General features: G+C 56.2%; 18 protein-coding genes and 1 tRNA gene. 16 read left to right on the top strand and 3 right to left on the bottom strand.

Annotated elements, in window-relative coordinates; all coding sequences use genetic code 11:
• Window positions 1-9 precede the first annotated feature (9 nt).
• Window positions 10-1,059 carry a tRNA preQ1(34) S-adenosylmethionine ribosyltransferase-isomerase QueA gene (gene queA, locus E5221_RS04905; protein WP_013971008.1) on the bottom strand — a complete coding sequence of 350 codons (1,050 nt, stop codon included), beginning with the start codon at window positions 1,057-1,059 and terminating at the stop codon, window positions 10-12.
• A gap of 107 nt (window positions 1,060-1,166) precedes the next feature.
• On the opposite strand from queA, the gene E5221_RS04900 reads away from it, so the two are divergent.
• From E5221_RS04900 to E5221_RS04830, 15 genes are all read left to right on the top strand, one after another.
• A tRNA-Leu gene (locus tag E5221_RS04900) sits at window positions 1,167-1,251 on the top strand.
• A gap of 207 nt (window positions 1,252-1,458) precedes the next feature.
• Window positions 1,459-2,670, top strand: a complete 1,212-nt coding sequence (locus E5221_RS04895) for an integrase arm-type DNA-binding domain-containing protein (protein WP_247846931.1) — start codon at window positions 1,459-1,461, stop codon at window positions 2,668-2,670.
• Complete coding sequence (locus E5221_RS04890) at window positions 2,670-3,392, top strand: hypothetical protein (RefSeq protein WP_247846930.1); 723 nt, start codon at window positions 2,670-2,672, stop codon at window positions 3,390-3,392. Before E5221_RS04895 ends, E5221_RS04890 begins: the two co-directional genes overlap by 1 nt.
• Before the next feature lie 143 nt (window positions 3,393-3,535).
• The gene (locus E5221_RS04885) at window positions 3,536-3,760 is read left to right on the top strand and encodes an AlpA family phage regulatory protein (protein WP_196166108.1); all 225 of its coding nucleotides are present in this window, start codon (window positions 3,536-3,538) and stop codon (window positions 3,758-3,760) included.
• 383 nt (window positions 3,761-4,143) lie between these two features.
• Entirely contained in the window at window positions 4,144-4,302 is a 159-nt protein-coding gene (locus E5221_RS04880; RefSeq protein WP_196166107.1) for a hypothetical protein, read from the top strand.
• Complete coding sequence (locus E5221_RS04875; protein WP_196166106.1) at window positions 4,299-4,568, top strand: hypothetical protein; 270 nt, start codon at window positions 4,299-4,301, stop codon at window positions 4,566-4,568. The genes E5221_RS04880 and E5221_RS04875 overlap by 4 nt, the downstream gene beginning before the upstream one ends.
• Complete coding sequence (locus E5221_RS04870) at window positions 4,565-4,816, top strand: hypothetical protein (protein ID WP_196166105.1); 252 nt, start codon at window positions 4,565-4,567, stop codon at window positions 4,814-4,816. Before E5221_RS04875 ends, E5221_RS04870 begins: the two co-directional genes overlap by 4 nt.
• Before the next feature lie 409 nt (window positions 4,817-5,225).
• Window positions 5,226-6,497 (top strand): AAA family ATPase, encoded by a 1,272-nt coding sequence (locus E5221_RS04865; protein WP_196166104.1) that lies wholly within the window; start codon window positions 5,226-5,228, stop codon window positions 6,495-6,497.
• Window positions 6,497-6,790: a hypothetical protein gene (locus tag E5221_RS04860; protein WP_247846929.1), complete on the top strand. Its 294-nt coding sequence runs from the start codon at window positions 6,497-6,499 to the stop codon at window positions 6,788-6,790. The genes E5221_RS04865 and E5221_RS04860 overlap by 1 nt, the downstream gene beginning before the upstream one ends.
• Before the next feature lie 250 nt (window positions 6,791-7,040).
• On the top strand, window positions 7,041-8,330 hold the full coding sequence (locus tag E5221_RS04855; RefSeq protein WP_247846928.1) for a site-specific integrase: 1,290 nt from the start codon (window positions 7,041-7,043) through the stop codon (window positions 8,328-8,330).
• Between the two features lie 3 nt (window positions 8,331-8,333).
• A complete protein-coding gene (locus tag E5221_RS04850; RefSeq protein ID WP_081874717.1) occupies window positions 8,334-8,564 on the top strand; it encodes a helix-turn-helix domain-containing protein in 231 nt (76 codons plus the stop codon).
• A gap of 81 nt (window positions 8,565-8,645) precedes the next feature.
• On the top strand, window positions 8,646-9,782 hold the full coding sequence (locus E5221_RS04845) for a phage major capsid protein (RefSeq protein WP_247846927.1): 1,137 nt from the start codon (window positions 8,646-8,648) through the stop codon (window positions 9,780-9,782).
• Between the two features lie 129 nt (window positions 9,783-9,911).
• A complete protein-coding gene (locus E5221_RS04840; protein WP_033698165.1) occupies window positions 9,912-10,109 on the top strand; it encodes a hypothetical protein in 198 nt (65 codons plus the stop codon).
• Between the two features lie 259 nt (window positions 10,110-10,368).
• A complete protein-coding gene (locus E5221_RS04835) occupies window positions 10,369-10,731 on the top strand; it encodes a hypothetical protein (RefSeq protein WP_247846926.1) in 363 nt (120 codons plus the stop codon).
• Window positions 10,728-11,315, top strand: coding sequence for a tail assembly protein (locus tag E5221_RS04830; RefSeq protein ID WP_247846925.1), 588 nt, complete (start codon window positions 10,728-10,730; stop codon window positions 11,313-11,315). Before E5221_RS04835 ends, E5221_RS04830 begins: the two co-directional genes overlap by 4 nt.
• A gap of 207 nt (window positions 11,316-11,522) precedes the next feature.
• Here the strand turns inward: E5221_RS04830 and E5221_RS04825 are convergent, their stop codons facing one another.
• Both E5221_RS04825 and E5221_RS04820 read right to left on the bottom strand, forming a co-directional pair.
• Window positions 11,523-12,776, bottom strand: a complete 1,254-nt coding sequence (locus tag E5221_RS04825; protein ID WP_247846924.1) for a hypothetical protein — start codon at window positions 12,774-12,776, stop codon at window positions 11,523-11,525.
• A 66-nt stretch (window positions 12,777-12,842) separates the two neighbouring features.
• Window positions 12,843-14,645: an AAA family ATPase gene (locus E5221_RS04820; protein ID WP_247846923.1), complete on the bottom strand. Its 1,803-nt coding sequence runs from the start codon at window positions 14,643-14,645 to the stop codon at window positions 12,843-12,845.
• Window positions 14,646-15,140: 495 nt separating this feature from the next.
• Here E5221_RS04820 and E5221_RS04815 point away from each other — a divergent pair, with 495 nt between their 5' ends.
• Window positions 15,141-15,374, top strand: a complete 234-nt coding sequence (locus tag E5221_RS04815) for a hypothetical protein (protein WP_247846922.1) — start codon at window positions 15,141-15,143, stop codon at window positions 15,372-15,374.
• Window positions 15,375-15,411: the final 37 nt, after the last annotated feature.

Raw genomic sequence — 15,411 nt, 5'->3', positions numbered from 1 at the left:
AGGTGCGACTCATGCTTGATCCTCGGGCCCGCGTGGCGCCGGATTGCGGGTGATGAACATGGCATCACCGTAACTGAAGAAGCGGTACCCCTGCTCGACCGCTGCCGCGTAGGCGGCCATGGTCTCGGGGTAGCCGGCGAAGGCCGAGACCAGCATCAGCAGCGTGGACTCCGGCAGGTGGAAGTTGGTGACCAGGGCGTCGACCACATGGAACGGCCGGCCCGGGTAGATGAAGATGTCGGTATCGCCACTGAAGGCCTTGAGCACGCCATCGCGCGCTGCGCTCTCCAGCGAACGCACGCTGGTGGTGCCGACTGCGATTACCCGGCCGCCACGGGCGCGGCAAGCCTCGATGGCATCGACCACCTCCTGGCTCACTTCAAGCCACTCTTTATGCATGTGGTGGTCTTCGATCTTGTCGACCCTCACCGGCTGGAAGGTGCCCGCGCCCACGTGCAAGGTGACGAAGGCACGCTCTACACCCTTGGCGGCAATCTTCTCCAGCAACGCCTCATCGAAGTGCAAGCCTGCGGTCGGTGCGGCGACTGCACCGGCTCGTTCGGCGTACACAGTCTGGTAGCGCTCACGGTCGGCGCCCTCGTCGGGGCGGTCGATGTACGGCGGCAGCGGCATGTGGCCGACACGGTCGAGCAGCGGCAGCACCTCTTCGGTGAAGCGCAGCTCGAACAGCGTGTCATGGCGTGCGACCATTTCGGCCTCGCCGCCGCCATCGATGAGGATGACCGCGCCTACCTTGGGCGCCTTGCTGGCGCGCACATGGGCCAGCACCCGATGGCTGTCGAGCACGCGCTCGACCAGCACTTCCAGCTTGCCGCCGGAAGCTTTCTGGCCGAACAACCGCGCCGGGATCACCCGGGTGTTGTTGAACACCATCAGGTCGCCGGGGCGCAGGTACTCGAGCAGATCGGGGAATTGCCGGTGCGCCAGCGCGCCGGTTGGCCCATCGAGCACCAGCAGACGGCTGCCATGGCGCTCGGCCAACGGGTGGCGGGCGATCAGGGAATCGGGGAGTTCGAAGGAAAAATCGGCGACGCGCATGATGATGTTCGGTTCGGCAGGGCCGGGAAGTTTAGCCCAATGTGTGAAAATTGACCATGAAAGCCGATTGACCGACCAGCGGTGGCTCTCTATACTGCGCGCCACAAGCCCTGATGGCGGAATTGGTAGACGCGGCGGATTCAAAATCCGTTTTCGAAAGGAGTGGGAGTTCGAGTCTCCCTCGGGGCACCATCACATAGTTCCAAGCGGTCCCTACCAGACCCGGAACACCAGAGAAACCGGCCACCTGGCCGGTTTTTTTGTGTCCATCGTTCCCAGCGGTTCCCTTGTAAGCCCGCAAGTATGTGAGTAGATTTGTGAGTAGGACGAGTTCGGTCCAGAATCCTACTCACACACCGACCGCAATCCAGCGCGGTTCGGCACTGCAAGGGAATAGCCGTGGCGCTCACAGATACCGCCATCCGCACCGCCAAACCACGCGACAAGCTCTATCGCCTCGCTGACGCCCAAGGCCTTTGCCTTGAGGTGACGACCGCTGGCGGGAAGCTCTGGCGCCTTCGCTACCGATTCGAGGGCAAGGCCAAGATGCTCGGCCTGGGGGCCTACCCCGCCGTCACACTTGCGCAGGCACGCGAGCGCCGGGATGCCGCACGAAAGTTGCTGGCGCAGGGCATAGACCCAAGCGCACATAAACAGCAGGAAAAGGCCGCTGCCGCCGCCCAGGTGCTGACGCTCGAAGTGCTAGCGCGGGAGTGGTACGACTACAACCAGCCACGATGGGCTCCAGCCACCGCATCGAAAGCGCTGCAATACCTGGAGTCGGACATATTCCCGGTGATTGGCAATCGTCCCGCTGCCGAGGTGCAACGCCCTGAGCTGGTCGACCTGGTGCGCAAGATCGAGCAGCGCGAGGCATTCAATGTCGCCCGTAAGGTTCGCCAGTGGCTGAGCCAGATATTCCGTTTCGGCTTGGCCAAGGGCGTGGTACCCGGTAACCCCGCCACCGATCTGGACGTGGTAGCCGCGCACGCCCCGCGCACGCGCCACCATCCGCATGTATCAGAAGGCGAACTGCCCGATCTGCTGGAGAAACTGGACGCGGCCCAGTGCGATATCACCAGCAAGATCGCCATTCGCCTGCTACTGCTGACAGCAGTCCGGCCCGGTGAGCTGCGACTGGCGCCATGGGACGAGTTCGATTTGGAGTCAGCTACCTGGACGATCCCTGCGGCACGGATGAAAGCACGGCGCCCTCACATCGTCCCGCTCCCACGCCAGGCCGTTGTCCTGCTGCGTGCCCTGCACGGACTGACCGGCACCTATCCCCTCGCCTTCCCTGGGCGCAACGACCGGGCCAGACCAATGAGCGAGAACACGGTGAACAAGGCGCTTTCCTCAATGGGTTACGAGGGGCGCCAGACTGGCCACGGTTTCCGCCATCTGCTGAGCACCAGCCTGAACACCCGAGGCTACAACCGGGACTGGATCGAGCGGCAACTGGCCCATGGCGATCAAGACTCGATCCGCGACACGTACAACCATGCGCACTACCTGGAGCAGCGACGGGAAATGATGCAGGCATGGGCTGACTCCATCGACGCAATGTGCGCCGGTGAAAACTCCAAAATTCGAATCATGAGGGCTTGCTAATGCTTTGCGCATACTTCCGTTGTATAGACCTGGAGGGGGTCTATAAGGACCTGGAAGCCTTCTCAGCATATGAAATTCACAAGCTCTCTAATATACCCGACCAGTTTGCAGACACATTGCAAACCGTATTCGAGGACCTAGCCGACGTAACATGCCAAGACAATGAAGCCTGGAAGAATCTTGAGCCGATTGAGCTGGCAGCCGAAGTTGGCGATGTAATTGAAGGAGATTTGGAACGACTTGCCATTGCTGCCAGCATCAGCCTGCCAGGACCAAGAGCATCTGCGAGCAAGACTATCGAAAGCTTAACAGCCCTCTCTATCCACGCGTCCTTTGGCGACTTTGATTACTGGCAGAAAAACAGCCTCTTAGCCTACCAATACGACATACTCTGCTGGCTATATAGCAAGAAAAAATTTGCAGAGGCATTTCAAGTATATGAGCTACTGCTTAGAACCTTCGGAGAACTTTCTGCAAAATATGCTTTGAATCTCGCGTTTCATGAACAGAATGAAATAGCCTCGAATATTGCACGCGAGCGCGCCCAGAAACGGCACGCCTCTACGAACAAGAAAAAGACCGAGCTGCTGGATGAATGGAGCAGAACTGGCGCTGAGTACAAAAGCAGGGCCGACTTCTGCCGCATCGTATCTCGGCGAGACGGGATGAAAGAGCGCACGCTGCAAGAGTGGATTCAAGCTTACGAACGAGAGCGCACATAGGCCGACTACGGTCTGCACTGCAAACCGTACATTATGCTCTGCAAACTGTACGGTTTGCAGAGCACACCGGACTGTCGGCACCGCCTCTAACCCGCCAGCATTGCCATCGTCGATTACCGAAACCGCCCAAGGAGGCGCAGACGATGGCTAACCCTACCAACACCACCCCACCCGCTCGCCGCTTCATCAAGCGCCAGGACGTTGAGTCGATCACCGGCCTTTCCTGCACCGAGATTTACCGCCGTATCGCCGCTGGCGCTTTCCCCAAGCAAATCACCCTCGGCCCGAAGTGCGTCGTGTGGATCGAGGCCGAGATTCATACCTGGTGTGATGAGCAGATTGCGGCCAGCCGTGGAGAGGTGGCGTGATGACCTACTACGGCTCCACTCAAGTCCTTCCTCCTTACTCGTGCCCATATTCCTTACTCGTGCCCACGCGCAGGGATGGGCACGAGTGGGAAAAATGGGCACGAGTAAGACTTGCACCCTCTCAACGCTCGCTGTATCGTCCACTTGTCGTTGCAAATTCAGCGACCGGGTTTGGCGACCCGCACAAATCAAGGCGCATAAGCGCCCTAACTGAATCTGGCGCTTTTTTTGTGCCCAGCATTCGGCTTTATGGTGGCTGTGCGCGGGAGACCTTCGGGTCTGCCGGGTTCCTTGATTCCCGGTTCGCCAACCTGCGTACAGCTGCCACCCTAAATCGTTTGGCGACGATCCGTGGCAGCTCCTCAAATCAAGGAGCTACAACCATGACCGCCCTCATTCCGTCCAGAATCCGTGCCCTTGCTCACCGCAAGATGGCCCTCAGCGCCCTCCGCGCAAACTCGTCCCTGTCCGTCCGCTTGAAGCGCTTCAACCACCACATGGATCAGGCCCGCGCCCTGGAAGCCCAAGGAGGTGAGCAATGATCCGTAGTCCGAAGCAAACGATGCTGGAGCCGGCCGTTCTCGCCGATTTCGAATGCCACCACCAAAACCAGGCCAGGGAGGCGTTCAAAAAGCTCGAAAGTATCCTTACAGCGATGATTATCCCGGCTCTTGGTCAGCAGCACCCGATCTCGAAAGACCTTTACGCGCAGCTCGATAACGTCAAACTCGGGTCGCAGAACTTTTGCTGGCGGCACCGGTATATCGGCTATAGCTACAGCGCGAATGAGATCGGGGGTGCGCAATGACTATCCAGTCGAACGTAACCACTGTTGCGAATGAGGCGATCGATCAACTGGAATGCGTTCGTGAGCATCTGCGCTGGTTGTCTGCCCTCGGAAAAGCGATTCACGAGGACTTGGCATCAGGGCGTGGCTTTGTCGCAAAAGACCTTGCCAGCCTAGTTCAATATCTTGCAGACGATCATTGCTACGTTGTGGATGACCACATCTCCCGCGCTAATGACCAGATGAACAATCTCGAACTGAGAGCCTAACCATGACAAATTATCAGCAGCGCCAAGTTGCGCTGGCGGGATCGGCTTGCCTGGATAAAGTGATACTCCGGTTAGAGAAAGTTAAGCCTACTGGCACTGGCAAGTGGAAAGCCTGCTGCCCAGCGCACGATGACAAACACCCAAGTTTGGCAATTAGCGAAACTTCGGATGGTGTCGTCTTGCTCAAGTGCTGGGCCGGCTGCACAACTAGAGAGATTGTCTCGGCAATCGGTCTGGAGTTGCGGGACTTGTTTCCCGGCGACATACAACCTCGGCGCGGCCCGAGCAGGGCGACAATAGAACATGAGCGCATGGTTTACCGGATCGGTCAGCCCCTCCAGCAACAAGGAAAGTTGGCAGGTGACGACCTGGCGCGTTTCAACCTCGCCAAACAGCGACTGGGGGTCCAATGACAACTGATCGCTTTGCCCAAGAATGGACCGAGCCTCTTAGCCCCATCAATCGTGAAAACGTCACGCCCCTGTGGCGCGTGAATGCGGTGAAGGCATCGACAATCAAGGCCGTTCCAATACGCTGGCTGTGGCCTGGCTGGCTGGCCAAAGGAAAACTGCACATCCTCGCCGGCGCTGGCGGTACCGGGAAAACCACGCTGCTGATCGGCCTGATCGCCACCATCACCACTGGTGGGCGCTGGCCGGATGGCAGCCGCTGCAGCGAGCCGGGTAATGCACTGATCTGGTCGAGCGAGGATGATCCAGCCGATACGCTTATCCCCCGCTTGACCGCTGCTGGCGCTGACATGAGCCGGGTCTACATCATCCAGGGGCTGACGAACGCCAGGGGCGACGCCGATCCATTCGACCCAGCCAACGACATTGTCCGTTTGCGTGAAACGGCCAGCGAGATTGGCGGTGTATCGCTTCTAATGCTCGACCCCATCGTCAGCGCAGTGAAGGGTGACATGCACAAGGCCAATGATGTGCGTCGGGCGCTGCAAGGCGTGGTGGACTTCGCCGAGCAGAACCTTTGCGCCGTGGTGGGGATTTCCCACTTCGCCAAGGGTGGCGCTGGCTCATCGCCTGCTGATCGAGTTATTGGTTCGCAAGCGTTCTCGGCGCTGGCGCGCACGGTACTGGTAGCTGCCAAGCAGGAAGACTCCGACCAACGCGTGCTGGCGCGAGCGAAGTCGAACATCGGCGCTGACGAGGGAGGCGTCTCCTACACCATCGAGCCATGCGACATCGGAGATGGAATCGAAGCAACTCGCGTGGTGTGGGGCGCAGCCATCGAAGGTAGTGCCCGGGAGATCCTCGGAGAAGCGGAGGCATCCAGTGATGAGGAGGCACAAGACCTGGATGATCCCAGCGACTGCCTATATCGGATCTTAAAGGACAACCCGCTCGAAAGTAATGAAGCAAAAGCCCTGATGAGGCGCAATGGCTACACCGAAAAACAGATTCGCCGAGCCAGGGAAAAGCTGTCTGTTGTCACCGCCAGAACCGGCAACAAAAAGGATGTGAAGTCGTTCTGGTCATTACCCCAAGCGGGTGGCTCATTCGCGCCCTTTCAACCACTCGTGCCCTCAGAATCCTACTCGTGCCCATCCTCCGGCGTGGGCACGAGTAAGGAAAATGGGCACGAGTGGGAGAATCAGCAGGAAGATCCGCTGCCGGGTGGCGCGTCGCTTCCATCGCTGGATGATGACGCGGAGGACCTGTAATGGCCGCGCTCGACTACCTGCTGGAACGTGGATTTTCCGCAAAGAAGCAAGGGATGCGGGTGCGGATCTCCCCCGCCTCAAAACTGACCGACGATGTGCGCAAATACGTCAAAGCACACCGGCTGGCGCTGCTGGCCGAACTGGCTGCGAACGACGGCCTGGAGCGCCGCTGCAACTGGTCGGTGCTGGTGCCGGGGTGCCAGCCATTCACGATGATCAGCGAGCCGATTACCCGCGACGAAGCGCTGGCCGACGTTCGCGTTCGTTGGCCAGGTGCGGAGGTGGGGCCGTGACGAGGCTCAGTGGATACCTAGACGAGCAATCGGCGAGCGCTCGCCGAGGTGGGCGGGAATTCCCGCTTTGGCAAACCCTGGGATATTCCCACTTAATCGGATGGCCCGACCACGTTCGCCACTGTGTAGAAAACGCCACAGTGTGTTGTGTTTTACCCGGTGGCGCCCTGATCCGAATCGGCTCATTTGGTCTGATTCGGATCATCTGGCCTGGCTCGGTGAAACGACACCGTCGTATTGAGGAGCAAGCATGACCACCAAACACATCACCCTCAGTGACGCCGAGATTCGAAAGCAGGCCGGCCAGCCGGTGCGCCAATTGCGTGACCCGCGTTACCCCGAGCTGCGATTCCGCTATTCCACCGTAGATCGCACCCGGGGAGCCTGGCACGTTGTTGTCAGGGGGAAATGGGGCAAGGCCGGCGACTTCCCCAGCTTGACCACCAAGGCAATGCTGACCGCGCTGCCGGCCATCCTGGGGCGCCGCGCCGCAGACGCCGAGGCCACCTCGCTGACCAGCACCTGGAGCCGTACCGGTGAGCTGCTGGACTGGTACCTGGATCGCATGCTGCGCGACCGCAACCTGTCCGCCAAGCGCAAGGCCGGGGCGAAGTCGGCCATTACCTGCCACCTGGCGCCGCGACTGAATGACCTGCCGCTGGCCGAGGTGAGCAAGGCCACGCTCGACCAACGCCTTATGTGGCCGCTGCAGGAGCGTTATGCACTGTCGTTTGTGCGCCTGGTGTTCAACGTGCTGGCGGTGGCCATGCGCAAGGCACACCGGCTTGGGATGATCGAGCAGAACCCCATGGGCTCGCTGCGCTTCGGTGATTTCGTCGGGGTGCGGATCAAACCGAAGTCGTCCCGGCTGCGGGAGCGAGACTTGCCCGATCTGCTGGCCAAGCTGGCCACGTGGAACGAGACCAGGCCCGGTGACACCCTGCTGGCGCTGATGATGCTGTGTCACGGTACCCGCCTGGGCGAGACGCGTAGCGCGCTATGGCGCAACGTCGATCTGCAGGCCGGCCAGTGGTTCATCCCGGCCGACGACACCAAGACCAAGCAGAACCACACGCTACCGCTGACCCGCCAAGCCTGTGCACTGTTGAACCGCTATCAAGCCCAGCAAACCGCCCAGGGCTATCACGGCGCCTACCTGTTCCCAGCCAGCCGGCGCGGCCCTCTTAGCGCGACGGTAGCAAGCCAGGTGTTTGCCGAACTGAGCGACCGCCAGTGGACCAGCCACGATGTGCGCAAGGTCGCCCGCACCTGCTGGATGGACCTGGGTGTGGATTACCTGGTGGGCGAGATGCTGGTGAACCACGCCCTGCGCAACATGGACGCGACCTACATCCACACCACCGCCGAAGCCCTCAAGCGCCAAGCGCTGGAACGCTGGCATGACCATTTAGACGGGCTCGGGTTGAGCGCACTCACAGGCGAGACATACCCGAGATACGCAATCCCACAAAATCCGACACAGGCCACAGACAACGCGGCCTCTAGCGAAAACCCGGATCCATCACAGAGGAGCATGTAAATCATGGTGGACGTTGAACAGGACGTTACCGAGCGGCTGGCCCAGGCCGGCATCACCCCGCTGATTGGTGGCCTGGTGCCCGAGCCAGCCACGGCAGACCTGTTGGGATATGCCCCCAGCTACCTGCGCCGCCTGGCTGCCGAGGGTCGCTCACCGCTGCCATTCGTGCGCCGTGGCAATCGGAGGTTCTACAAAATAGCCGACATAGTGCGCTTTGCGACGGATACCGACTGAGGACGTCGAAGTTAACCGCTGACCGGGGTGTGCGTGCGCGCATAAGGTAGACGACATCAATTCGACACCCCGGAGAACCCTATGCCAGACCCGTATCAAGAAGACATGAACCAGCTCAACCAGGCCATCAAGGATGTCGGCGCACAGGTCACAGAGAAGCAGACCGAGTTCAGCGCCCGCCTTCTGGAAATCGAGCAGAAGATGGTGAATGTCAGCGCCCGCCGAGGCGCCAACGACGACTCCACCGACTCCAATGCCGTAACTGCCCAGGTCGTGGCCGCTGATGGCATCGCCGGCTTCCGTAGCGGCATGAAGTCCACCGGCCAGATCAATTGCAAAGTGGGCGTGCGCGCGGCCATCACCAACCCCAACAAAGGCGTCACCGGCTCGACCAGCTACCCAACTGCCCCGCAGCGTGACGGCGCCGGTATCCGTGGCATTCCTCAGCCGCGGCTGAGCTTGCTGGATGTTCTGCCGATCGTGCCGGTCACCAGCGCCACCTACGAGTTCGTTCGCCTCGACGGCTACATCAATGGCGCGGCCTACCAGAAAGAAGAAGGTGAGGAGAAGGCCGAAGGGTCGATGCCCACCAAGATGGAGCGGGCTGAGATCGCCACCATCGCTACCTGGATTCCGGCGAGCCTCCAGGTGCTGCAGGACAATGACCAGCTTGAGGGGCAGATCAACACGCTTATGAGCGTGGGGGTTCGCCAGAAGCTGGAAGCCGAGCTCATCAACGGCGAGGGTGGACCAGGTGAAATCCTCGGGTTCAAGAAGCAGGCAACCGCCGCTGGCATCACCACCGGCAAGCCAGCTGACCGTATCGGCGCAGCACTCACTGACCTCAAGGCCGAAGGTTGGAACCCGAACGTTATCGTGATGAACCCGCGTGACTGGTTCGCCATCGAGAGCGAGCGCGCCGAGGATGGCGACGGCCAGTATGTGATTGGCACCCCACGCGATCCAGCGCCGCCCAGCCTGTGGGGCACCCCTGTAGTCGTCACCAACGGCATGCCGCAAGGCGAGGCATTGATCCTCGATACCAGCGTGGCCGCGTTGCTGGACCGCCAGGAAGTGACCGTGGAGGCTAGCCGCCACGACGGCGACAACTTCCGCCGCAACATGGTGACCATGTTGGCAGAGCTGCGCGCTGGCCTGGCGGTGTTCGCTCCCACAGCTACTCGACTCGTCACGCTGGCCGGCACGCCGACACCGTAACAACGAGCGTGGTTTAGCTGTGAGTGCCACGACCTCCTAACCGCAGCAGTCGGAGCCCTTCTTTCCTTTGTGGGGTGACCCGGCACTGGCCCGCACTCGCGGGCCTTTTCATTCACACCGGAGAAGACCATGAGCCATACCCATCTACCCAAGCCAGTTCAACGAGCCCTCAACCAGATCGCCCACAGCCGCGCCCTGTTGCGCCAGATGGAAGAGCGTGAGCGGTTGAGCAAAGAGATCGATCGCCTGTTGGCCAGCGGCCTGAGCGCAGCCGAAGCGCTGGAGCAGATCCGGTCGGCGCCGCCGTACATCGCGCCGACCTACTGAGGGAGGGCGGGTCGAAAGTCTGGAAGGTTCGCTGACCTAGACCGCCTCCGACCCCACGTGCAGATTTTTTCCCCTTTAACAAAAAATGTTAAAGCGATGTTAACACCCATGCCGAACGTGCATGGGGCTGGAAGCCACGTAAACCGGGGCATACAAGCCGAGAGCGCCCACTGGCGGACATTAACAGCGGTTAACACCTTTAACACCTAAAAGTTAACGCTTTAACACCGACGAGTTAACACCTGGAGGCTACCCACTGATGACCATCCAACCAACTCCACACACCTTTCAAGAGCGTTTCGCCCGAGTCTGTGACGTGGCCACCTTCACACTGGACAAAGGCGGCCCCTGTTACCTGTTGTGGGAAGTTGAGCATGTCCAGGCCGGCCAAAGGGTGAAGCTCGATGGCGTGTTCTTCACCGAGGAGGAGGCGCGAATATCCGCCGACTTGCTGCGTGGTACCCTGCGCGGCGCTCGCGCTTCCATGTGCAGCTATGCGCCCAACTGGAACCCTGATCCTGCCCGTGAGGCCTCCATCCGCCTGGAGGCGTTGCAGTGTCGCGAGATGCTTGCCCGGCGCCTGGGCGTCCACCTGGCTATGCCGCAGGAGGCCGTGCGATGACCGCCGCCGTGATCGACTACGCACCAAAAACCAAAATCCGCCTAGGCGGATTCCTTGGCAAGAAATACGGAAAGCACCACCATTTCTTGCTGCAACGCGGTGACGCGAAGGAGGCCGCTAAAGCGCTGGATGCCAATTATCCAGGCTTCGCCCGTGACTTAGCTGATGCTGAGAGCCAGGGCCTACGCTTCGCGGTATTCAAAAATGGCAAGAACATTGGCGACGGCGACCTGACCCGAGGGGGAGCCCGAGAGCTGTGGTTTGTACCGGTAGTGCATGGCAGCAAGCGTGCTGGCCTGCTGCAGACGATCGTTGGAATCGCTTTGCTCATTGCCGGACCGTTCACCGGAGGCGCCACCTACGGGCCAGGTGTAGCGTTGGTCGCTGGTGGCGTTATTCAGATGCTGAGTCCACAGGCGGCGGGGCTGTCACAGAGCGGCGCACCTGAGAACCTGCCTAGCTATGCCTTTGGAAGCGCCAAGAACACTACCGCCAGCGGTCTACCGGTACCAATCTGCATCGGGGAGCGCCGCTGGGGCGGGGCGATCATCTCAGCATCAATCGTGGCGCAGGACAAGGCTTGATGTGAGCCTGAGTCACTTGTAAACACACCTGACCTGAAGGGTGGCATCAGTTCTGAGGCCCCCCAAAAGCCTAGTACTCTTCGTTCATGCCACTAAGCCTCAAACCTCTGAGCGATTTAGTAAAAGGCCAATACTTTACTCACTGGGTATGCATCCATTTGCAAGCGCTTTATTCAGTCCATTGGCGTCGGCGCTGAGTTTTTCTTGTCACAACTGGTCTGGGTCGGTGGTGCTATTAGGCTCAGCCGTAGCGCCAGCGTGTGCAGCCAAATCTGCTTTTTGTTCGGATGGATCTGTATCATCGGATTTAAATTTAAGGTGGAAGTCCGCCATGTTCTCCGGAAGCAAGAAACCAATTCCACCTGTTTTATTGTTTTCTCCAAGTAAGCTTTGATCAAGTGCGAATCGAACTTCTTCCTCAGCCGTTTCATCCAGATGCTGAATAACGTGCTCTATGAAAGTCTCTATTGCTTGAAAGTCTTCCCGTATCGTTGCGAAACGAACCGAGTCCATGGACGTGCCTATTGTAAGACTCCAGAAGTCGTCATACTGCTTAAATAGAGGCGTTTTGTCGTGAAAGTAGATTTCCCCAATAGAAAGCTTATTTACTTCGACGTTTCCGTGAAGCAAATCATTTCGTTCATTTATTATTGAATTAAAGGCCTTGCATTCTGGTGATGAGTAGTCAAGGGGTTTCTTAAAGCCAATGCAGTTTAGGTGTAAGGTCTGGATTCGGATATCGATGTTTAACCGATTCATTCTCTTAAATAGAGTAGGATTTGATTTGATTTCTGGCCTAGCACGTAGATAGAAGAGAAGGTTAACAAATGACTCGGCCATCACCGGCAACATTGCTCTCAGACCAAAGACAAGCCCCACGGCAGCACTGTAGCGGGCGCTCGTAGCGCGCCAAGTCGACTCAAATCCAATGGTGTCTTGGCTGTTTTTAGGGTGATGGATCCGATCCCGCTGCGGGTCAACATCTAATGCATCAAGCTGGGCAAAGTTTTGATCTACAGCTTTCTTGATACGTTGATATGGATTAACGAATTGGGTCCATGTTTCTATATTTTTGCGGAATGCCGATATCGCTTTCCCGTACTTATCCATATCAGACTTGATCTGACTTAAGAACATTTCCTTCGTAATCCCTTTGCCCTGGTAATCTCCCCGGAGCAGTACTTCGGTTCGGAAGTTCATGCCTAGAATTGACAGTAGTCCATGTTCAGTGGCAAAGGCCCACTCCCAATGGATTAAGTTATCTGAAGTGTCAGATTTTGCAAAATTTAGCAAACCATTGGGTTTACCATATTTAGAATGGAAGTAGCAATAAAGGTCGACCGCTTTTATCTCGTTGGTAAACTCCCATTTCATGCCGTTTGATGATAAGAGACCACCTTTAACAATGTTAATGATGCATTTTGGATGCAGCACTTCTAAATTTATGAAAAAGTCTTTCATACCGTCCCCGCCTGAAAAAAGGGGTGCCCTCAGTTTTGAGGACACCTAGGTTGCACCATTGTATGACTAGTATGGCTCTACAACCGTAGCCTCTAAGAACTCAGGGGAATAGTCGGTGCCAGCATCTTTCGCGCAGCCAATTATATGTCGTGCGAACTGAACTATGGGAATGGTCGTGTCCTCAAAGTCTAGATCTTTTGCATACTGGTGAGCTGATAACGGCTTGCCTAATTGCTTATTATAAACGTATCCATGTGCATGTTCGAAGTTTCTTATTGAAACGTAGCGCTTAGCAAAGATCTCTTTAACATTGCACAGTTGGAGCTCATCCCAAATTGTTTGATTTAAGGTCCAAGAACCGTTCCTTTTAGGAGTCTGATCATCCTTTAGAACCACTGCGCCTTTATTGTATATGTAGCGCTCATCTGCATCATGAATTACATGCTGCTTGATGTAGAAGTGCCTGAGAATCTTGATGAAGAAAGGCATGTTTGTCTTTGAGCCAGTATTTAGTACAAACACCTCGCCATTCTTGTGATGAGTCTCCAGCAACTCTCGCATGATAATTGCTTCCGTATCACCCTCCACTAGAACAACCTCGTCAGCGAAGAATGATTCGCAGATATGAGGATTGAACCTGTTCAGCATCTGTAGCCTATCTTTTTCATCGGCTGTTTCGCAAAAAAGATCGTGACCTGCCTGATAGATTCGAGTTTCACCATCGCTGCACTTCACAAAGCGAGCAAGTGATATGTGAGGTCTATTAAGATCAATTAACTGGGGGTCGTGAGAAACGCATATTATCTGGTAGGCGTCTTGGCTGGCCAAGTCATACAGCGTGTCGCGAAATCTGCGCTTATTGCTAGGGTGTAAGTATAGTTCTGGCTCTTCGAAAAGAATGATGTGTTTCTTGTCTGCCTGGGACTCTTTAAATATGCCTAAAATGTTTATTATTGCTTGTCTTATCAGTCCGTGCCCATGCAAGTCAAATTGACGCCCAGCCACTCCTTGGGCGCGCTTTTCGACGCCTTCAGTACGTTCAGTGTCTGCTGTTAGGTCCTCAAGCGCCAAGACAGCGGCAGCTAAATCTTCCTCTACTTTTTCTTCATCAAGTGCGGCCGGCTTGTTGCCTATCGTTATATTGAAATCTTTTTCAATTGCCTTGGCGATATCGCTATCTTTATAGGGATTTGTTGTTATTCGCAGCTCTAGCTCTGGAAAGGTTTTAGCAAAATATTTATTTGCCCCATTACTTATTTCGCCTAGATAGTCCGCACCTTCGACTTTTTCTTGAAGTTTTTTAATTGCGTCAAGAGCGCTTCCGTATTCGGCTGCGTGGTTGTCTTTAAGTTTCTTCAGAAGTTTGTTCTTAATTTCCTTTTCTAGCCATTCAGTTAATGACTTTATGCTTGGCATGGCCTCAATAAATATGATAGCTGGAGTGGCGTTCGTAAGTATAGGCTCTAGCCCGCCAAATCCTCCAGAAACATACTCGCCTGTTTCGGGGTCTAATGTCTGCTTCGTTGCAGCAGCATCTATCGTGTCCCAGGTTTTTCTAAAGTGTATTTCTCCGGTCTTTTTACATACCCATTTATTCAGGCCCTTCTGATCAAAATTTTCTTCGTCCAAGTCCTCTTTGAGAAATGCTGCCTCGATGATTATAGGGTTTTCTGAATTTTGCTCGTAGAAATCAGTAATTGCTGCCGTCTTATTGGGAGAAGCAAAGTACTCATAAGCCCTCAGTATGCTAGATTTCCCAATATTGTTTTTGCCGAAAATAAAAACTATGTCGTTATCCTCAAACCGAAGGATATTCGAGCCACCGCGAATTGCTCGAAAATTTTCTATTTTTAAGCTCTTTAACTTCATTTCATTCCCTCGAGGTAAACGCTTAATTGTTGTTAATTAAAGTATGACGGTTTGAGGTGTATTAGGTTTTGTGAGAAGTAGGAGATCTCTTTCGTCATCCGATCAAGGCAACAGATGACAAAATTCTCGTCAGCAGATTTTTTCCATTCCATAGCTGGCTCCTTAGAGAGCTTTAACTGGTGATCAGTGCTCACATCGTGAGTCCAGGCTGGCTACAAAATCTGGAAAGTGTTCTGACTGGACACAGAAAGTAGCTTCCACACAATGCACGCCCACATCGACAACCTTCCATAAAAGAGAGCCCGCGTCCTAGGATCGATCACATAGAGCCTACCCATAGGTACACGGGGTATCTGTGGGGGTATTGATGGCATATTGCCAAGGGGAAGGGTTGATTTTCAAGGCGCTGCTCGGATTGTTGACATCCCGAAAAAGGATCATGAAAGTCGGCTAGCCTGCTGAGACACGCAATCTAAAGCAGCAAGGAGAAAGGAAATGTCCAACATTCAAGTGTATCTGCCGGCCAAAGACGGCTCGGCCTACTGGCCGGTTTCCACGGGTGACTCATGCAAAGAAGCTGTCCACGTTCTGTTCACAGACGACTTTGCCGCTCCTCCTCACCGACTCGTCATTGAAATCACTACCGAGTCAGGCAAAAAGGTCGAGGTGAGCATTCCGTATGCTGATGACGCTCAAGCATCAGTCCGAATAGACGGCACAAATGTGTGATGGCTTAGAAACGCTCGCAAAAAAGTGAGTAGTTTTG

Origin of the sequence: Pseudomonas sp. A2, assembly GCF_023100865.1 — a bacterium.
Classification (GTDB): Bacteria; Pseudomonadota; Gammaproteobacteria; order Pseudomonadales; family Pseudomonadaceae; genus Aquipseudomonas; species Aquipseudomonas asiatica.
The sequence above is the reverse complement of the archived record's forward strand: the minus strand, read 5'-3'. Positions and strand labels throughout refer to the sequence as shown.

Excerpts from the sequence above, each read along its gene's own strand:
- queA (WP_013971008.1), bottom strand. The coding sequence starts at position 1,059 with ATGCGCGTCGCCGATTTTTCCTTCGAACTCCCCGATTCCCTGATCGCC.
- E5221_RS04890 (WP_247846930.1), top strand. The coding sequence starts at position 2,670 with ATGCTTTGCGCATACTTCCGTTGTATAGACCTGGAGGGGGTCTATAAG.
- E5221_RS04885 (WP_196166108.1), top strand. The coding sequence starts at position 3,536 with ATGGCTAACCCTACCAACACCACCCCACCCGCTCGCCGCTTCATCAAG.
- E5221_RS04880 (WP_196166107.1), top strand. The coding sequence starts at position 4,144 with ATGACCGCCCTCATTCCGTCCAGAATCCGTGCCCTTGCTCACCGCAAG.
- E5221_RS04875 (WP_196166106.1), top strand. The coding sequence starts at position 4,299 with ATGATCCGTAGTCCGAAGCAAACGATGCTGGAGCCGGCCGTTCTCGCC.
- E5221_RS04870 (WP_196166105.1), top strand. The coding sequence starts at position 4,565 with ATGACTATCCAGTCGAACGTAACCACTGTTGCGAATGAGGCGATCGAT.
- E5221_RS04865 (WP_196166104.1), top strand. The coding sequence starts at position 5,226 with ATGACAACTGATCGCTTTGCCCAAGAATGGACCGAGCCTCTTAGCCCC.
- E5221_RS04860 (WP_247846929.1), top strand. The coding sequence starts at position 6,497 with ATGGCCGCGCTCGACTACCTGCTGGAACGTGGATTTTCCGCAAAGAAG.
- E5221_RS04855 (WP_247846928.1), top strand. The coding sequence starts at position 7,041 with ATGACCACCAAACACATCACCCTCAGTGACGCCGAGATTCGAAAGCAG.
- E5221_RS04850 (WP_081874717.1), top strand. The coding sequence starts at position 8,334 with ATGGTGGACGTTGAACAGGACGTTACCGAGCGGCTGGCCCAGGCCGGC.
- E5221_RS04845 (WP_247846927.1), top strand. The coding sequence starts at position 8,646 with ATGCCAGACCCGTATCAAGAAGACATGAACCAGCTCAACCAGGCCATC.
- E5221_RS04840 (WP_033698165.1), top strand. The coding sequence starts at position 9,912 with ATGAGCCATACCCATCTACCCAAGCCAGTTCAACGAGCCCTCAACCAG.
- E5221_RS04835 (WP_247846926.1), top strand. The coding sequence starts at position 10,369 with ATGACCATCCAACCAACTCCACACACCTTTCAAGAGCGTTTCGCCCGA.
- E5221_RS04830 (WP_247846925.1), top strand. The coding sequence starts at position 10,728 with ATGACCGCCGCCGTGATCGACTACGCACCAAAAACCAAAATCCGCCTA.
- E5221_RS04825 (WP_247846924.1), bottom strand. The coding sequence starts at position 12,776 with ATGAAAGACTTTTTCATAAATTTAGAAGTGCTGCATCCAAAATGCATC.
- E5221_RS04820 (WP_247846923.1), bottom strand. The coding sequence starts at position 14,645 with ATGAAGTTAAAGAGCTTAAAAATAGAAAATTTTCGAGCAATTCGCGGT.
- E5221_RS04815 (WP_247846922.1), top strand. The coding sequence starts at position 15,141 with ATGTCCAACATTCAAGTGTATCTGCCGGCCAAAGACGGCTCGGCCTAC.